This is a genomic window from Nitrobacter sp. 62-13 (genome assembly GCF_001896955.1).
In the GTDB taxonomy this organism is placed as follows: Bacteria; Pseudomonadota; Alphaproteobacteria; order Rhizobiales; family Xanthobacteraceae; genus Nitrobacter.
Genome location: NZ_MKRN01000033.1, coordinates 1 through 17,569 on the forward strand (window position 1 = coordinate 1; position 17,569 = coordinate 17,569).

Here is a 17,569-nt window from a genome sequence, read left to right on the forward strand (position 1 = left end):
AGGCCGGAACGCTCACTCATTGCAGTCGGTCTCCGATCAGAAACTGAAGCGCCCGGTCGAGGCGGATATGGGGCAGGGCCGGATCGCCCGTTCCGTTACCCTGGAGGCGTGGCGGGCGAAACCGCAGAAAACGGAAATCAGTCTGGTCCATCGCCGACGTGGACAGTCCGCGGAATGCGCCGTTGCCGCTGAAAAGATCCTTGAGATCGGTGGGCAGGTCGCCCGGAAATGTCGCGACCTCGGTGTTGCCGTCGAAGGTCTGATCATTGGCGAATTCGCCGGCCAAAGGCGTGCCGAGAATGGACGGCAGCTCTTCGCGACCGCACCGCACCTGCGCCTCGCGGGTGGAGCGGACGGCCGCGAGCGCGACAACGTCGATGGCGGCGCCGGCGACTTCGGCGCGTGCGGCGGCGCGTTCGACGATGCGACGCAGGATCGCCTCGAGCCGGTCATGGCTGGTGTGGTGCAGATGATCGGCCTTGGTGGCGGCGAACAGGATGCGGTCGATCCGCGGCCGGAACAGCGTGCTCAACAGCGTCGAGCGGCCGACGCGGTAGCAATCCAGAATTCCGGCGAGCGCTGCTTCGAGATCGTACAATGCTTCCGGCCCGGCATTGAAGGCGGAAAGCGTATCGACCAGCACCACCTGGCGGTCGAGCCGCGAAAAATGGTCGCGGAAAAACGGCCGGACCACGAGATCCTTGTAGGCTTCGTATCGTCGCCGCATCATCGTCCATAGCGATCCATCGGGAGCGATGCCGCCGGCGGGCAGATCGAGCGGCGCGAAGGTGAGCGCGGGCGAGCCTGCGAGGTTGCCCGGCATCAGGAAACGGCCGGGCGGCAGCAGGCTCATGGCGAAACGCTCGTCCCGGCAGGCCCGGAGATAATCGGTGAACAGCCGCGCGGCGACGAGCGTCGCCTGCTCGTCCTCGCGGGCCGAGGGCCGGAGCGTTGCAAGATGCTCGTGCCATTCCTCCGCAAGCCGCGCGCGGGGCTGTTGCCGCGACAGCGCCAGGCTTTCCGCCGACCATTGTTCGTAGCTTTTGTCGAGCAGCGGCAGATCGAGCAGCCATTCGCCGGGATAGTCGACGATATCCAGCGTCAGCGTCTGGTCCGAGCCGTTTTGCCGCTGATAGCCGATCACGAGCCGCAACTCGCTGATATCGACCGTCGAGTTCGGCCAACGCCGTTCCGAGACCAGCGTGTGGACGTGATGCTCGTAGTTGAAGCGGGGCACCGCATCGTCCGGCTGCGGAGCAAGCTGCGCGCGTGCGATGCGGCCGCTGGCGAGCGATTCAAAAACCGGAAACCGGCCGCCACGCGACAGGCCATGCACCAGCGCAGTGATGAACACCGTTTTGCCGGCGCGCGACAGCCCCGTTACGCCGAGCCTGACCGTCGGGTTGAAGAAGTTTTCGCCGTAATCCAGCAGCGCGCGCGCCGACAGACGCGCTTCTTCAACGATATCGGAAAAGCTGGAGGCCATATCGATGCAATGTCGATCCCGGGGTATGGATTGGCGTGCAAATTGCGCCTGCGCAACCGGAAAGTGGCGATTGCCGGTCGAAAATCAAGTTTCGGTGCTGAGACGAGCCGTACATCATTTGTGTTCAGATTTCGTTGACGGTGGACTGGCCGCATTGTAGCGCCTTTCCGCAGGCGCAAGACACCGAAAATGTGCCCCGGCATCGGAGCTGGCGGCGTCGCCAAGGCTGATCGAAACGCTGAATCAAGCCACGTTAGCGAATGCACAAGTGAAGATTTGTTCACCGGTATGGCTAACGTCTCTATTCACCCACGTCCCCGCACGGAAAAGGTTCGACATCGCGCCAAGTGAGCGCGGAACGAAGCATTCTCACCATGTTGCAGTGCCCTTCATGGTGGGCATGCCGGCTGCATTCGCAGTCCAAAGCTCCATGCTGTCGCCGGCCGCGCTGGCGTTGACGCTGAACTCGCTGCCGTCGAACAGCGGCTGCAGGCCGCGATAGGTGAAGATCTTCGGCGCTTTGCCGCCGTGCAGCTTCGCGCCGAATTCGATCAGCAGCGAGGCCTGCAGCGGACCGTGCACGATCAGGCCGGAATAACCTTCGATCCGGGTGGCGTAGTCGCGATCGTAGTGGATGCGATGGCTGTTGAAGGTCAGCGCCGAGTAACGAAACAGCAGCACCGGATCGGCGACATGGGTTTCGCGATTTTGCGGCGTCGGTGCCGGCGCGGGCATTGTCGGCGCGGCGTTCTTGGCTTCTTTCGGCATGTTCCGATAGACGATGTCCTGGCGTTCGCGGACCGCCAAACCATGCTGCGTCGCAAATGAGTGATCGATCGCCACGAAGCACAGCGTTCCGGTGCTGCCGGTCTTCACCGTCACGTCGTTGATCGTCGAGGTTCGCGTCACCGTATCCCCGACACGCATTGGTTCGATGAAATTGATTTCGCCGCCTGCCCACATCCTGCGTGGCAGCGGGACCGGCGGCAGGAAGCCGCCGCGCTTCGGATGGCCGTCGGGCCCGACATCGGACATCGGCACCACCGGCGGCGACAGACACCAGTGCATCGCGAAGGGCGCAGCGTCGCCTTCCCTGGGCGCGCCGATGTCGAGGAATAACACCGAGCGCAATCCGGCCACCAGATGCGCCGTGACCTCGTCGGTCTTTTCCTCGGAGCGGCCGATCCACTGCCGCAAATAATCGAGATCGAGCTTTTGGGTCATTTTACCGTCTTCGCCGATGCAGCCGCCTCTGGCCGCTGCGGCGGTACGACCCGTCGCGGCAGGGGCATAAATTTACCACACCCGACGCGCCACGGCGCATCGCGGAAAAAATTTTACAACTTAAGATTTCAGTAAATGATGTTTAACTACTAATTGTATATGTCATCGCTCGACACTGGGGGGCGATCATATGAGGTTTTCGAGGGCATCCCGCGACGCAAAGGCTCAACTTGACGCGCTGAACAGGTCTCAGGCGGTGATCGAGTTCCATCTCGATGGGACGATCATCACCGCGAATGCAAACTTTCTCACCGCCATGGGATACGCGCTCGAGGAAATCCGCGGCAAGCATCACAGCATGTTTGTCGAGCCGGAACGCCGCGACAGCCACGAATATCGTGAATTCTGGGCTGCGCTGCGTCGCGGTGAATATCAGTCCCGGGAGTTTAAGCGCGTCGCCAAGGGCGGGCGGCCGATCTGGATCCAGGCTTCCTATAACCCGCTGCTGGATCGTAGCGGCAAACCATTCAAGGTCGTCAAGTTCGCCACCGATATCACCCAGCGCAAACTGCGAACCGCCGATTGTGAAGGCCAGCTCAAGGCGATTCACAAAGCGCAGGCGGTGATCGAATTCAATCTCGACGGCACCATCATCACCGCGAACGAGAACTTCCTGAACACTCTTGGTTATCGGCTCGACGAGATCCAGGGGCAGCATCATCGGATTTTCGTCGAACCGGCCGAACGCGACGGCGCGGCCTACAAGGCATTTTGGGACTCGCTCCGGCGCGGCGAATATCAGGCTGCCGAGTACAAGCGGATTGGCAAAGGTGGTGGGACGGTCTGGATTCAGGCGTCCTACAACCCCATCCATGATGCGGAGGGCGTGCTGATGAAGGTGGTCAAGTTCGCCACGGACGTAACGGCACAGGTCGAAGATCGCATGCGCCGCCTGGATTTGCAGAAATCCATCGACACGGATCTCGGCCAGATCACCGAGTCCGTTGCAGCGACCTCGCAGCGCGTGACCTCGGCGGCCGATGCGTCCACCCAGGCCTCCTCCAACATGCAGGCCGTCGCGGCCGGCGCGGAAGAACTCGCGGCATCGGTCGGCGAGATCAGCCGCCAGGCGGCGGACGCGCTGGCGATTTCCCAGCAGGCCGTGACGCAGGCCAACGAGACCAGTTCCATCGTTTCCGGTCTTTCCACAGCGGCGCAGAAAATCGGCGACGTTGTCCAGCTCATCAATAGCATTGCGGAGCAGACCAATCTGCTGGCGCTCAATGCCACCATCGAAGCGGCGCGCGCGGGCGAAGCCGGTCGGGGTTTCGCGGTGGTCGCCTCGGAAGTCAAGAGTCTGGCCTCGCAAACCGCCAAGGCCACCGATGAGATCAGCGGCCAGGTGGCCGAAGTTCAGAATACCACCGGCGGGGCGGTCGCGGTCATCGAGGCCATTACCCAGACGATTTCACGCATCAATGAAATATCGGCGGCCATCGCCGCGTCGGTGGAGGAACAGGCGTCCGTGACGCAGAGCATCTCGTCCAACATGCAGGTCGCGGCCAAGGGAGTTGCGGACATCACCTCGAACATGAGCGAGATCGCTCATGTCACGCAGTCCGTGGACGTGGCGACCCGCAAGGTCAAGGACGCATCGCGCGCGCTGGCGTAGCGGCGGCATCGAGAGACGAGCGCCGTCGCACCCTTCTCTCGATGCAATCGCCATGGCATGGTTGCTCCCGAAAAAAGCGCGACCGGTCTTTGGTCGCGCGTGAGGGAGAACCTCCGTGACTGGTTCCAATATCCCCGGCGACTTCAACTTCGACCTCGGCGAAACTGCGGACGCGATCCGCGAGACGGTTCGCGATTTTTCTATCAACGAGATCGCGCCGCGCGCCGCCGAGATCGACAGGACCAACCAGTTCCCGCGCGACCTCTGGCCCAAACTGGGCGCGCTCGGGCTGCACGGCATCACGGTTGAAGAGGACTGGGGCGGCGCCGGTCTCGGCTATCTCGAGCATTGCGTCGTCATGGAGGAAATCTCGCGCGGCTCGGCTTCGGTCGGATTGTCCTATGGCGCGCATTCCAATCTTTGCATCAATCAATTGCGCCGCAACGGCAGCGAGGCGCAGAAGCGCAAATACCTGCCGAAGCTGATGTCCGGCGAGAATGTCGGGGCGCTGGCAATGTCCGAGACCGGCGCCGGTTCGGACGTGGTGTCGATGAAGACCCGCGCGGACAGGAAGGGCGACCGCTACATTCTCAACGGCAGCAAGATGTGGATCACCAACGGGCCTGTCGCGGAAACGCTGGTAGTGTACGCCAAGACGGACGCTGCGGCGGGCGCGCGCGGCATCACCGCCTTCATCGTTGAGAAGGGCTTCAAGGGATTTTCGACTGCGCAGAAGCTCGACAAACTGGGCATGCGCGGCTCCGACACCTGCGAACTGGTGTTCGAGGACTGCGAGGTTCCCGAGGAGAACGTGCTCGGCAGGATCGACGGCGGCATCGGCGTGCTGATGTCCGGCCTCGATTACGAGCGCGCCGTGCTCGCCGCCGGACCGCTCGGCATCATGCAAGCCTGCATGGACGTGGTGATGCCCTACGTGCATGAGCGCAAACAGTTCGGTCAGCCGATTGGCGGTTTCCAGTTCGTGCAGGGCAAGGTCGCCGACATGTACGTCACCATGAATGCGTGCCGCGCCTACGTCTATGCGGTGGCGAAGGCCTGCGATCGCGGCGAGACCACGCGCGAGGACGCGGCGGGGGCGATCCTCTACGCGGCGGAGAAGGCAACGCAGTGCGCGCTGGACGCGATCCAGTTGCTCGGCGGGAACGGGTATATCAACGACTATCCCACTGGACGCCTGTTGCGCGACGCCAAGCTCTATGAAATCGGCGCCGGCACCAGTGAAATCCGCCGCATGCTGATCGGCCGCGAGTTGTTTGAGAAGAGCGCGTAGCTATTCGTCATTCCGGGGTGCGACGCAGTCGCAAACCCGGAATCCAGCACCGAGGTAAATGTTGTGTTGCTGGATTCCGGATCGCCACTAAAGCGGCGTCCGGAATGACGGGGGTTCGCGATGAAAAGCCGATCACTCCAGCGGCAGGTTGTTGACCTTTGCAACCCATGCCCGCACGTCGATCATGACCTGCGGCAGCACCGCCTTGGTCTCCTGCACGGTCATGCCAGCCTTGATGCGCGGATCATAGAGGATGTTGAGGATGTACTGGTCGTAGATGTCGAAGAAACCCATCTGGACGTCGTCGTTGAACATGGTCCATGGCACGGAATTGGTGTCGTTGATCGGGCCGAGCGACTGCAGCAGCTCCTCGTAGGCGCAGTCGAGGAAAACGAAGTCGCCGTTGTCCACGGTCAGGATCACGTCGGAATGCTCGATCTCGAATGCCTCGTTCTTGCGGAAACCGGACAGGCATTGAGGGTCGAGCGAGGTGTGGATTTCGCGAGCGCGCCTGGCGCCGTAGAGCCCGGCGATCGTGCGATCGAGGTTGCGATCGCGGACGAGCCGGACGGTGACGTTGGCGGCATCGGCGCTATCCGCCATGGCAATGTCCAGATGCCGAACGCGCCTTGCGATGTCGGCGACGACTTTCGCCAGTTGCGCCTTCCGGTCGGCACGATTGACGCCCTCCACGGATACGCGCACCGGCCAATCATATTTGCGGATGCGGTCGACCCGGCCGGCGAGGTGGTATTCAGCGCCGAAGGCGATTTTGAAGAATCCGTCGAGGATCTCGTGATCGGTGAAAACGCGCCTCTCGGCGTTCTGACGAGCAGCGGCTCCTGCAAACTCGGCGAAAGCGGGTCGCAAGGGGGCAGGCGCGACGCAGACGGCTGCTCCGATCAAGGCGGCGGCAACATGCCTGAGCGAAGCGATATGCACCGCGGCCAGCCTCCCTCAATCAACCCGCGCGAGGGGCGCGAAGGTCATTCCCGCGCGCACGTCGCCTGAGGTTCCCGTGCGCCTCGCCGGAATTACGACGCTTCCGGATCGAATCGGTACAGGATCATGAACGCGATCGATTCATCTGTTTCAGTATTTCAGGCGTGATGCGGGCAAGTCCACGCCGCTAGTTATTGACGACGACCGTCGTGCCGACCGATACGCGGTCATAAAGATCCTTCACGTCCTCGTTCGTCATGCGGAAGCAGCCGGACGACACGGCCTGACCGATCGTCTCCGGTTCGTTGGAGCCGTGGATGCGATAGAGCGTCGAGCCGAGATACATCGCGCGTGCGCCGAGCGGGTTGTCGATGCCGCCTTTCATGAAACGCGGCAGATCGGGCCGCCTGCGCAGCATCTGCGCGGGTGGCGTCCAGCTCGGCCATTCCTTCTTGGCGCTGATGCGGTGGACGCCGCCCCAGCGGAAACCGTCGCGGCCGACGCCGATGCCGTATCTCAGCGCCTGGCCGTTGGGGAGAACGAGATAGAGCCGCCGCTCGCTGGTGCTGATGACGATGGTGCCCGGCGCATACCGGCTGTGGAAATAGACAACCTCGCGAGGGATCGGATTCGCGGAGGTAAAATTGGGACTGAAACCCATGAAGTCGCGCGTATCGACGTATTGCGCGAAAGCTGACCTCGCATTGAAGGTAAGGAAAACGGCAATCAAAAGAGCCAAAACGCGCGTCATTGTATCCTCGCATCGATCGATCTCATTGCGAGACAGGGCACAATTCGTCCGGTTTCGCAAGGCGCAGTCGCGTGAGGATGATTCTTCCCGCGCAAACGTTGCGAAAAGGTATCAACATCCCATGGAGCAGATTTGACACGCCGCGCCTCGCGAGCCTTTGACGCACGGCTGGAACGATGTTGATCTCGGCTTCGTTCGAGACAGGAGCGGAGCGCGAGAATGAACGGTGCTGAAAGCCTGGTGCGGACGCTGGTCAGGGGCGGCGTAGACGTCTGCTTCGCCAATCCGGGCACGTCCGAGATGCATTTTGTCGCGGCGCTGGACCGGGTGGATGGCATGCGCTGCGTGCTCGGCCTGTTCGAAGGCGTGGTCACCGGCGCCGCCGACGGCTATTTCCGCATGAGGGGCGCGCCGGCCTGCACCCTGCTTCATCTCGGTCCGGGTCTCGCCAATGGCCTCGCCAACCTTCACAACGCCGGGAAGGCCGGTTCCGGCATCGTCAACATTGTCGGCCAGCACGCGGTTGACCACATCGGATACAATGCGCCGCTGACATCGGATATCGAGGGGCTGGCGCGGCCGATGTCGGGTTGGGTCCGCACCTCGCCGGATTCGAAATCGGTCGCCCGCGACGGCGCGGCGGCGATCGCGGCTGCGAAAAGTTCACCGCCGCAGATCGCGACGCTGATCCTGCCCGCCGATACCGCGTGGAACGAGGCCGACAGTATCGCCGCGGTGCCCGAGAACTCGCAGCGCCCAGGTTATTCGCAGCCCGCGGTCGATGCCGCGGCGAGGATCCTGCATAGCAACGGCCGAGAGACTCTGATGCTGCTCACAGGCAGCGCGCTGGGCGAGCAGGGACTGGCGCTGGCCGGCATGCTCGCAGGCAGGACCGGCTGCAAGGTGATGGCGCCGACCTATAACGCGCGCATGGCGCGCGGGCGCGGCCGCTTTTCCATCGACCGCATTCCCTATGTGGTCGAGCAGGCTCTGCGCGTTCTGCAGCCCTTCAAGACCATCATATTGGTCGAAGCCGACAACCCTGTCGCGTTCTTCGCCTATCCGGAGAAGCCGAGCCTCTTGAAGCCCGAGGGCTGCTCGGTGCATCGCATGACGGCGCGAGGCGACAATTCGGTGGCCGCGCTGGAAGCGCTGGCGGACGCCACAGGTGCGCGTCGAGCGGATATGAAGCCGCAAAAGCCGGTTGAACTCGTCGCGCCCACCGGAAAACTCGATCACGCCTCCATCGCACAGGCGATCGCGCTGGCAATTCCGGACAACGCCATCGTGGTCGATGAGTCGATCACGACGGGACGCGGATTCTTTCCGCCGACCGCCGACGCCGCGCCCCATGACTGGCTGCAGAACATGGGCGGCTCGATCGGCTTTTCGACGCCGGTGGCGACCGGCGCGGCGGTGGCCTGTCCCGATCGCAAGGTGATCTGCCTGGTGGGCGATGGCAGCGCGATGTACACCTTGCAATCGCTGTGGACGCAGGCGCGCGAGGGCCTCGACGTCGTCACCGTCGTTTTCTCCAATCGCATGTACCAGATCCTGCGCGGCGAGTTCGACGGCGTGGGCGCCGGAGAACCCGGCGATCGGGCAAGGGATATGCTGAGCCTCGATCGCCCAAGCCTCGACTGGGTGTCGCTTGCGAGGGGCATGGGCGTGCCGGGCCGGGCCGTGACCACGGCGGACGATTTCAACAAGGCGATGGCGGAAGCGACGGCGGAGAAGGGGCCGCGCCTGATCGAGGTGCAGATGTGACGGCCTGGGGCCTTTCACTTCTGATGGAATCAGAAGCGGCGCTCTACGGTTCTGGTAAAGATCGACTGATGCATCCCTGAGTGCGGAAGGGATGCGCGTTGCGCGCGAGAGCCCCGATGAGTCTGACCTACGTCATCCCCGATATCCATGGCCGCTTCGATCTGCTGGGCGAGGCGTTGCACCAGGTTCATGCGCACGCCGCCGGCAACGGCGGCACGCTGGTGATGCTCGGCGATTATGTCGATAAGGGACCGGACAGCAGCAAGGTCATCGCACGACTGCGGCGCGGAATGCCGGACGGCTGGACCTTCGTTCCGCTCAAGGGCAATCATGATGTGATGATGATCGCCGCCTGGCGCGATCCCGCACAAATGACGCGGTGGCTGGAGCACGGCGGCGACGCGGTTCTGGAATCCTACGGCGGCGATCCTTTCATCATTCCGGAGGTGGACATCGCCTGGCTGGAGGCGCTGCCGCTCATGTATGTCGATGCCCATCGCGTCTATGTTCACGCCGGGCTCGATCCCGGTGTTGCCCGCGAGGCGCAGCCTGAGTCCACGCTGCTCTGGAAACGCTATCCCAAAGGTGATTCGGCGGGCTTCGAGGGCCGCCACGTCGTGCACGGACACAACTCGTTTGCTCAGGGGCCGGAGTTGTACGAAGGCCGCACCAATCTGGATACGAGGGCATGGCGAACCGGTCGTCTGGTGACCGGCGTGTTTGACGATGCCTTGCCCGGCGGTCCCGTCGATTTCCTCGTGATTCAGCTTCCGGCGCAGGAGCCATAGAGACCCGGAACTGCGACCGGCTTCTTTCGTGGGATGCCCTGATCGTTTTGTCTTGACGGCGGTACGCAACGCAGGTCTTTCGTGTGACATGGACAAGGTCTCGGACTCGGTCACGAAACTGCAGGCGACGTTCCGCATCAAGGTGAACGGCGAGTCCGTCGCCATCGCCACTGTGGGCCAGGCCTATGATTTCATCACGCGCCTCAGCACTGCCGAATGGGGCGAGTTTCGCGCCCTGCACGAGGAGGCGCGCGCCGCGCTCGAGGCCGCCGCCGGCGACGCGATGCTCAGCCGCAAGGCCACCGACGCGTTGCGGGCCCTGTTCGCGCGCACGCATCTGCTGTGAGAAATCGGGTCGGACTATAACGGTCGGGTGGTAATGGCGTGCGGCGCGGCAGCCTGCGTCGCAAGACCAGATGGTGGGCGCACAAGGGATCGAACCTTGGACCTCTCCCGTGTGAAGGGAACGCTCTCCCGCTGAGCTATGCGCCCTGATCGTCAATCGCCGGACCTAGTTTCGGCCGGCCCAGCGACGACCGAAGCCGCGATTTAGGAAATGCGGGGCAGGGGTGTCAAGCGAACCGTGCGCCTGCGCCGGTTGTTTAATCCTGCGATAGCGTATTCAACGAAGCGGATGCTCCCGGTTCGCGCCAAGAAACGCATCAAAAAGCGAGAGCCGGCTTAGATTTCATCAAAGCCGGAATAGCCCTAACGCCCGCTGCGGGAGGCCTGGGATTGCAAGGCACGGATGCGGTCGGCCAGAGAGACGGTTGAGGGAATCGCGTCATTGCCGCCTGCGCCGTTCACCGCTTTCGCCGTCTTGGCCGGCGTTGCGTCAGCCGCCAAAATGGCCTTGATCGGTGAATCCGGTCCCTCGATGGTCATGGCCAGCCTGGACACCTCGGCGGCGATGTCGTTGATGCGCTCACGCAACAGGGCGTTTTCCATCTGCTCTGCCGTGCCCGAAGACGCCGCCTGCCGCTGGATCACGTTGATGTCGCGTTGAAGTTTGGCCCGTTCGTCGTGGGCGGCGCGCAGCGCCCGTTCGGCTGCGATCATTTCGTTGCGCAGTCCGTCGATGAGCGGGGATTTGCCGCCGTTCAGAGATGCGATCTCCTCACGCAATTCGTTGATGGTGAGTTGCGCGGCCGCATTGGCCTTGCGTAACGGGCCGTTCTCCTTGTCCCGCTCGGCGAGGGTCTTGGTCTGTGCGGCAAGCTGGCTTTCGAGTTCTCTGACGCGGCCGCCGAGCCGTTCCGCTTCCTTGGTCTTGTCGATGAGCTGGCTGTCGATCGTGACGATGCGCCGGCTCAGATTTTCCACATGTTTGCGCGCGTCGTCACGCTCCCGGACGGTGGAGGCGGTTACGCCGCGCTGCTGTTCGAGCAGCGTCTTCGTGTCGGCGAGTTCTTTTTCGACCTCGCTGACCCGCCCCTGCAATCGTTCGACCTGCGCGCGCACCACGAACAGTTCGGCCTGCCGGCTTTCCGCCATCAGCGAGCGGTCTGACAGCTCCTGACGAACCCGGTCGAGTTCGGCCTGGCTTTGGGCGAGCTTCTGCTCCGCGCTCTGCAGGGTTTCGGCCTTGGCGGCAAGCTCCTGTTTGGTGGACTGCAAATGCTGTTTGACCTTCTGCTCGTGGCCCTCGAGACTGAATATCGCGGCGTTCTTCTCGCCGAGCTCGACCTTCAGGCGGTTGATTGCGTCGGCCTTTTTGCCGAGTTCGGCGGACTGGCTGGCGGTCTTTCTCTTAAGCTGCTCGACGCTCATTTCCAGACGTCGCGCTGACATGGCGAATTCGGCTCGCAACTGGTCCTTATCGGCCTGGATTTCGGCCATCGACAGCGGCGTCGCCGCCTCGAGGCGTTTGGTGGTGAGGCGGACGGCGCGGTTGTGCACGAGCGGCATGATCATCAGTCCGCACAGCATCGAAACCAGAAAACCGATCGCCAGGTACATGATCGGCTCGACCATGGGCAACGCTCCGCAAGCCGGATAAGGATTCGGTTACCATGCCACGAGCGGCCGGCAAAACACCAGCGCCACGCGTCGCAGAGCATTCCGGTCAGGAGGAAATCCGAGGAGCTGCGAGAAATGCGGACGAAGCCGTCAGGGTCTCAGAACGGGTTCCAGGTCGCCCTCGGCGTGAACTTCAGATAGCCGATATTGGCGCCAAGCCTGAGCCCGAGGCCGGACCGGATCGGTACCAGCACGATGTTGTTCGCGGTCAGCGCCGTCATGCCGAAGCCGCCGACGATGTAGGCGGAACCGTCGATGCCCGCGAATCGCTGATAGATCGCATTGGTGGCCGGCAGGTTATAGACCAGCGTCATGGTACGGGCGCCGTCGCCGCCCCAGTCGAAACCGACCGACGGACCCTGCCAATAGACTTTCAGGTCACCGGCATTCTTGGTGTAGAGGGTGCCCTCGCCATAGCGCAGACCGGCGACGAAGGCGCCTGAGCCTTCCTCGCCCAGGATGTAACCGTTCGGCAGGCCCCACTGGCTCACGGCGCGCTCGATGACCGAGGCGAGGCCTCGAGAGACATTGCCGAAAAACCGGGTCCCGGATTTGAGCAATTCGTCCGAGGAATAGTTGCCGGGGCCGGCGTGCCGTTGCGGCGGCGGCAGTTGCTGGCCCGGAGGCGCCTCGTATGGCGGCGCGGACTGCTGCTGTGCGGGCGCCGGCACGATCCAGAACGTCGTCACGGCAGCGAGCGCGACCGCTGCAAGGCGTGAAATCAAAGTCATGGAAGTACCCCCAAGGTAGCGAAACTTGTCGCCGCGTCTTTAACCCGATGCTGACAGGCCGTCAGTACAATGCGGCGATCGTCCCCTCGACTCGCACGTTATCCGCACCAACTATGACGGCACGGCGGCAGGAAGGAAACGGCTTGCGCCTCGGAATAGTCGCGATCGCCTTGCTGGGATGCGGGTTGGCCTGCGCCAGGCTGGACCTCGCGGCCAGAGCAGCGACCTCCGAGCGGGTCGTGGCCGACCGCTATACGGGGCTGGCGATCGGCGGGTTCGATCCCGTCGCGTTCTTTACCGACGCCCGGGCGGTGCAGGGCGATCCCGCCTTCGAGGTGTCGCAGGGCGGCGCCGTCTGGCGCTTCAGCAATCCCGACAATAGAGCGTTTTTTGTCGCCAATCCGGACGTGTATAGCCCGCGTTTCGGCGGTTATGATCCGGTGGACGTTGCGCGGGGGGTGACTTTCGCCGGAACTGCCCGGCTCTGGCTGATTGTCGGCCAGCGGCTTTACCTGTTCGGCCATGAGGACACCCGCGCTGCTTTCGCGGCCGATCCGGCGCGCTATCTGCATGACGCGACGCGTCGCTGGGCCGTGCTGAAGGAAACGTTGGCGCAATAGGTGCAGGCCGGCAGGCCGCGTCAGGGAACGGTCGTGGGATCGCCCCAGGCGATAAACTCCGGCACCAGAAATCCCTCGCGCGATTCGCCGAAACGCAACGGAGCGCCGCTCCCGTTCGTGACCTTGCCGCCGGCGGCGACGACCAGTGCATGGCCCGCTGCAACGTCCCATTCGCCGGTCGGGGCGAGACGGGGATAGATATCGGCTCCGCCCTCCGCGATCCGGCAGAACTTGACGGCGGAGCCGAGCGGCTTGCGCACCGCGCCGGGCCGGCTGTCGATGAAGGCGTTCGAGCGGCTGTCGCCGTGGGAGCGGCTGACCGCCGCGATCCATGCACTATGGGCGGGAAATGGTCGGGTCGCGATCGGCTCGGCTGCGCCGACGTCGCCATTGGCCGTGACCGCGAGGCGCTGCGCGCCCTGGCCGACGAGACCTCGCCAGATCGAACCGAGCGCGGGCGCGCCGATGATGCCCAACAGCGGCACGCCGTCCGTCACGATCGCGAGATTGACGGTGAATTCGTCTCGGCCGGCGATGAATTCCTTGGTGCCGTCGAGCGGATCGATCACGAAGAGGCTGCCGGCATAAGGCGGCGCGGCAAGATGCACGCGCTCTTCCGAGAGCAGCGGAATATCGGGGCAGAGCCGCGCGAGTCCGTCGGCGATGATCCGGTCGGAGGCGAGATCGGCTTCGGTCACGGGAGACCCGTCGGCCTTGCCGCTGATCGTCATGCGATCGCGGCTGACCGAGAGGACGGCAGCGCCCGCTTTCGCCACCAATGCGGTGAGCGGATTCATCAGCGCCGCAGCCGTTTGGGCGTCGATCACCGGCACGTTCGAAGCATCCTTGCCCGGCGCGGTGGAACAGCGGCAACCGCCTTGCGGTGGCAGCACAGGCTCCGGCAGTGTATCAAGCCACGGAGATTCTTTGATTCGCCCGGTCCGCGCGCCGCAAGTCCGGTTGCTGCGGATTTGCCGAAACGGATCCCAGGAGCAGGTATTATGTCTGGCACGTCGTCTCCCGGTCCCGTTCCCGATATGCTCGAACTCGCAGCCCTGCTGTGTTCGCGCGTCTGTCATGACCTCATTAGTCCGGTGGGCGCAATCGTCAACGGGCTGGAGGTGCTGGACGACAATCCGAAGCCGGACGATCGCGAATTCGCGCTCGATCTGATTCGCAAAAGCGCCAAAACCGCCTCGGCACGGCTGCAGTTCTGCCGTCTCGCATTCGGCGCCGCGGGGTCGGCCGGCGCGCAGATCGATCTCGGCGATGCGCAGGCCATGGCGAAAGGCCATTTTGAGGACGGCAAGATCACGATCGCCTGGAATTTACCGCGCCTTCTCTTGCCAAAGAACAGGGTGAAGCTGCTGCTCAACTTGTTGGTGATCGCACAGCAGATGATTCCGCGTGGCGGCGTGCTGACCGTCGATCCGCTGGGCGAAGGCGAGACCATAGGCTTTCAGATCACTGCGGCGGGCATGAACGCTCGCGTATCGCAGAACGTCGTCGATCTTCTCTCGTCCGGTGCCACCGGCGCCGTCGATGCGCATGCGATTCAGCCCTACTACACCCGTCTGCTTGCTGAGGCCTGCGGTATCCATGTCTCGACCGTCGCCGACAGCGAGAAAGTGGTTGTGAGCGCCCGTTGAGTTCGGCGTCGCCTGATAAGGTGAATGAATGGTTTCCGGGTTCGCGGAGATCAGCGCCAGGGTTTTAATCCGGTTACCGGGTGCGTTCCTTTTCGCTGCTAAATCAAGGTCGAACGCCTTGTATTCGGATCGGCCACAATCCTGAAGGATGCGATGACGTTGCTCGGAGGCGTATCGCGACGAGTCCGCCGTACCGGTCGTCGGGCGTATTCTTTTCCGCTTGCTCAACCAATATTAAATGCTTTGGGTTGAAACTGGCCGGGCCGCGAAAAGGCGCGACGACGTCGCCCCGGCAGTTCGAGGGCCAGAAGGCAATGGATGATCTCCTCCGCGAATTCCTGACCGAGACCAACGAGAGTCTGGATACCGTCGACAATCAGCTCGTCAGTTTCGAGCAGGATCCGAACAACGCGAAGATATTGGATAATATCTTTCGGCTGGTCCACACCATCAAGGGCACGTGCGGCTTTCTGGGTCTTCCGAGGCTGGAGGCGCTCGCCCACGCGGCGGAAACGCTGATGGGCAAGTTTCGCGATGGCATGCCGGTGACCGGCGAGGCCGTGACGCTCATTCTCTCCACCATCGATCGCATCAGGGATATCCTGGGTCAGCTCGAGGCGACCGAAGCCGAACCGGAAGGATCGGATACCGATCTGATCGAGTTGCTCCATCACATGGCGGAGCATGGTGCTTCCGAAGCTGCCGCTTCCGCTCCCGAGCCTGCCGCCGAAGCGCTGGATGCCGAAACGGCGGGGACGCTTACTTATCAAGTTCTCGAACGTCAGCTTCGTCCGGGCGAAGTATCGCTTGATGATCTCGAGCGCGCGTTCCGGGAAACGGAGGTCGAGTCGGCCGCGCCTGCCGCTCCGCAGCCTGCGCCCGCTCCGCAACCGGCGTCCGGGGCGCCCGCGTCGGCCGCTTCGAAGCCTGCCGTCAAGGCGGCGCCGAAAAAAGCGGAAGACACTCCTGAAAGCGATCGGGTCTCTCACCAGTCGATCCGCGTCAACGTCGATACGCTCGAGCATCTGATGACGATGGTGTCCGAGCTCGTATTGACGCGCAACCAGTTGCTTGAGATCAGCCGCCGGCACGAAGACAACGAATTCAAGGTGCCGTTGCAACGGCTGTCCAACGTCACGGCCGAGTTGCAGGAAGGCGTCATGAAGACGCGCATGCAGCCGATCGGCAATGCCTGGCAGAAGCTGCCGCGGATCGTGCGCGACCTGTCGAGCGAGCTCGGCAAGCAGATCGAACTCGAGATGCATGGCGCCGACACCGAGCTCGACCGTCAGGTTCTCGATCTGATCAAGGATCCGCTGACGCACATGGTGCGCAATTCCGCCGATCATGGCCTCGAAACGCCGGCGGAACGGCTCAAGGCAGGCAAGCCGGAACAGGGCACCATCCGCCTGTTGGCCTATCATGAGGGTGGCCACATCATCATCTGCATCGCCGACAATGGCCGCGGCCTCAACACCGAGCGCATCAAGGCCAAGGCGATTCAGAACGGCCTCGCGACCGAGGCCGAACTCGAGAAGATGACCGAGGCGCAGATCCACAAGTTCATCTTCGCGCCGGGATTCTCGACCGCGGCCGCCGTGACCGCTGTTTCCGGACGCGGCGTGGGCATGGACGTTGTGCGTTCCAACATTGATCAGATCGGCGGCACCATCGACGTCAAGTCGGTGGCCGGCGAGGGCTCGAGCATCACAGTCAAGATTCCGCTGACGCTGGCGATCGTATCGGCATTGATCGTGGAGGCTGCGGGCGAGCGTTACGCGATACCGCAGCTCTCGGTGGTCGAGCTGGTGCGCGCGCGGGCCAATTCGGAGCACCGTATCGAACGTATCAAGGAAACTCCGGTCCTGCGGCTGCGCAACAAGCTGTTGCCGCTGATGCACCTGAAGAAGCTTCTGAAGATCGACGATGGCGTGTCCAGCGACCCGGAGAACGGTTTCATCGTGGTCACGCAGGTCGGAAACCAGACCTTCGGCATCGTCGTGGACGGCGTATTCCATACCGAGGAAATCGTGGTCAAGCCGATGTCGACCATGCTGCGGCATATCGGCATGTTCTCGGGCAACACCATTCTCGGCGACGGTGCCGTGATCATGATCATCGACCCGAATGGCATTGCGCACGCGCTCGGTGCATCGGTCGCGACGCAGCAGGAAATCGCAGACGAACGCGGCGCGGGCGCCGGCGACGCCGAGCAGATGACCTCGCTGCTGGTGTTCCGCGCCGGATCGGACCAGCCCAAGGCCGTGCCGCTCGCGCTCGTCACGCGGCTGGAGGAGATCGGTGTCGACAAGATCGAGATCTCCGACGGTCGCTATATGGTGCAGTACCGCGATCAACTCATGCCGCTGGTGCAGATGGAGGGCGTTTCGGTCGGGAAAGAGGGGTCGCAAGCCGTCCTGGTGTTTGCTGACGAGGGCCGTGCGGCGGGACTGGTGGTCGATGAGATCATCGACATCGTCGAGGAGCGGCTGAACATCGAGGTGTCGAGCAATCAGCAGGGCATTCTCGGCTCCGCCGTCATCAAGGGCAGGGCGACGGATGTGATCGATATCGGTCATTTCCTGCCGATGGCCTTTTCCGACTGGTTCAAGCGCAAGGAGATGCGTGC

At 63.1% G+C, this 17,569-nt stretch carries 15 protein-coding genes and 1 tRNA gene (1 of these 16 cut by a window edge); 8 read left to right on the top strand and 8 right to left on the bottom strand.

Annotation, left to right across the window (positions count from 1 at the left end; genetic code table 11):
• Nucleotides 1-16: 16 nt before the first annotated feature.
• The gene (locus BGN91_RS04355; protein ID WP_292610856.1) at nt 17-1,486 is read right to left on the bottom strand and encodes a YcjX family protein; all 1,470 of its coding nucleotides are present in this window, start codon (nt 1,484-1,486) and stop codon (nt 17-19) included.
• Nucleotides 1,487-1,855: 369 nt separating this feature from the next.
• Nucleotides 1,856-2,710: a MaoC family dehydratase N-terminal domain-containing protein gene (locus tag BGN91_RS04360; protein ID WP_292610857.1), complete on the bottom strand. Its 855-nt coding sequence runs from the start codon at nt 2,708-2,710 to the stop codon at nt 1,856-1,858.
• A 190-nt stretch (nt 2,711-2,900) separates the two neighbouring features.
• Between BGN91_RS04360 and BGN91_RS04365 the strand changes: the two genes are divergently transcribed.
• Entirely contained in the window at nt 2,901-4,382 is a 1,482-nt protein-coding gene (locus tag BGN91_RS04365) for a PAS domain-containing methyl-accepting chemotaxis protein (protein WP_292610858.1), read from the top strand.
• Between the two features lie 115 nt (nt 4,383-4,497).
• Nucleotides 4,498-5,673, top strand: a complete 1,176-nt coding sequence (locus BGN91_RS04370; RefSeq protein ID WP_292610859.1) for an isovaleryl-CoA dehydrogenase — start codon at nt 4,498-4,500, stop codon at nt 5,671-5,673.
• A 132-nt stretch (nt 5,674-5,805) separates the two neighbouring features.
• On the opposite strand, the gene BGN91_RS04375 is transcribed toward BGN91_RS04370, so the two are convergent.
• Complete coding sequence (locus BGN91_RS04375) at nt 5,806-6,543, bottom strand: DUF2927 domain-containing protein (RefSeq protein ID WP_292610878.1); 738 nt, start codon at nt 6,541-6,543, stop codon at nt 5,806-5,808.
• A 259-nt stretch (nt 6,544-6,802) separates the two neighbouring features.
• Nucleotides 6,803-7,366 carry a L,D-transpeptidase gene (locus BGN91_RS04380; protein WP_292610861.1) on the bottom strand — a complete coding sequence of 188 codons (564 nt, stop codon included), beginning with the start codon at nt 7,364-7,366 and terminating at the stop codon, nt 6,803-6,805.
• Nucleotides 7,367-7,585: 219 nt separating this feature from the next.
• Here BGN91_RS04380 and BGN91_RS04385 point away from each other — a divergent pair, with 219 nt between their 5' ends.
• The 3 genes from BGN91_RS04385 to BGN91_RS04395 all read left to right on the top strand — a co-directional run bounded on the left by BGN91_RS04385 (nt 7,586) and on the right by BGN91_RS04395 (nt 10,267).
• Nucleotides 7,586-9,133, top strand: coding sequence for an acetolactate synthase large subunit (locus BGN91_RS04385; RefSeq protein ID WP_292610863.1), 1,548 nt, complete (start codon nt 7,586-7,588; stop codon nt 9,131-9,133).
• 116 nt (nt 9,134-9,249) lie between these two features.
• The gene (locus tag BGN91_RS04390) at nt 9,250-9,921 is read left to right on the top strand and encodes a metallophosphoesterase (protein WP_292610865.1); all 672 of its coding nucleotides are present in this window, start codon (nt 9,250-9,252) and stop codon (nt 9,919-9,921) included.
• 88 nt (nt 9,922-10,009) lie between these two features.
• Nucleotides 10,010-10,267, top strand: a complete 258-nt coding sequence (locus BGN91_RS04395) for a hypothetical protein (RefSeq protein WP_292610866.1) — start codon at nt 10,010-10,012, stop codon at nt 10,265-10,267.
• Between the two features lie 71 nt (nt 10,268-10,338).
• Here BGN91_RS04395 and BGN91_RS04400 read toward each other — a convergent pair.
• The 3 genes from BGN91_RS04400 to BGN91_RS04410 form a co-directional block, all read right to left on the bottom strand.
• A tRNA-Val gene (locus BGN91_RS04400) sits at nt 10,339-10,413 on the bottom strand.
• A gap of 216 nt (nt 10,414-10,629) precedes the next feature.
• Nucleotides 10,630-11,895 carry a hypothetical protein gene (locus tag BGN91_RS04405; RefSeq protein WP_292610868.1) on the bottom strand — a complete coding sequence of 422 codons (1,266 nt, stop codon included), beginning with the start codon at nt 11,893-11,895 and terminating at the stop codon, nt 10,630-10,632.
• A gap of 143 nt (nt 11,896-12,038) precedes the next feature.
• Nucleotides 12,039-12,671, bottom strand: coding sequence for a DUF1134 domain-containing protein (locus BGN91_RS04410; RefSeq protein ID WP_292610870.1), 633 nt, complete (start codon nt 12,669-12,671; stop codon nt 12,039-12,041).
• A 113-nt stretch (nt 12,672-12,784) separates the two neighbouring features.
• On the opposite strand from BGN91_RS04410, the gene BGN91_RS04415 reads away from it, so the two are divergent.
• Nucleotides 12,785-13,291, top strand: coding sequence for a YHS domain-containing (seleno)protein (locus tag BGN91_RS04415; protein ID WP_292610872.1), 507 nt, complete (start codon nt 12,785-12,787; stop codon nt 13,289-13,291).
• A gap of 20 nt (nt 13,292-13,311) precedes the next feature.
• Here BGN91_RS04415 and BGN91_RS04420 read toward each other — a convergent pair whose 3' ends face one another.
• Nucleotides 13,312-14,124, bottom strand: coding sequence for a 3'(2'),5'-bisphosphate nucleotidase CysQ (locus BGN91_RS04420; RefSeq protein ID WP_292610873.1), 813 nt, complete (start codon nt 14,122-14,124; stop codon nt 13,312-13,314).
• Between the two features lie 168 nt (nt 14,125-14,292).
• Between BGN91_RS04420 and chpT the strand changes: the two genes are divergently transcribed.
• Both chpT and BGN91_RS04430 read left to right on the top strand, forming a co-directional pair.
• Nucleotides 14,293-14,940, top strand: a complete 648-nt coding sequence (gene chpT, locus BGN91_RS04425; protein WP_292610875.1) for a histidine phosphotransferase ChpT — start codon at nt 14,293-14,295, stop codon at nt 14,938-14,940.
• Nucleotides 14,941-15,254: 314 nt separating this feature from the next.
• On the top strand, nt 15,255-17,569 hold the 5' portion of the coding sequence (locus BGN91_RS04430) for a hybrid sensor histidine kinase/response regulator (RefSeq protein ID WP_292610877.1). The gene runs 394 nt beyond the window's last position; 2,315 of the gene's 2,709 nt are visible here — the first part of the coding sequence; the start codon lies at nt 15,255-15,257; its stop codon lies off the right edge, out of view.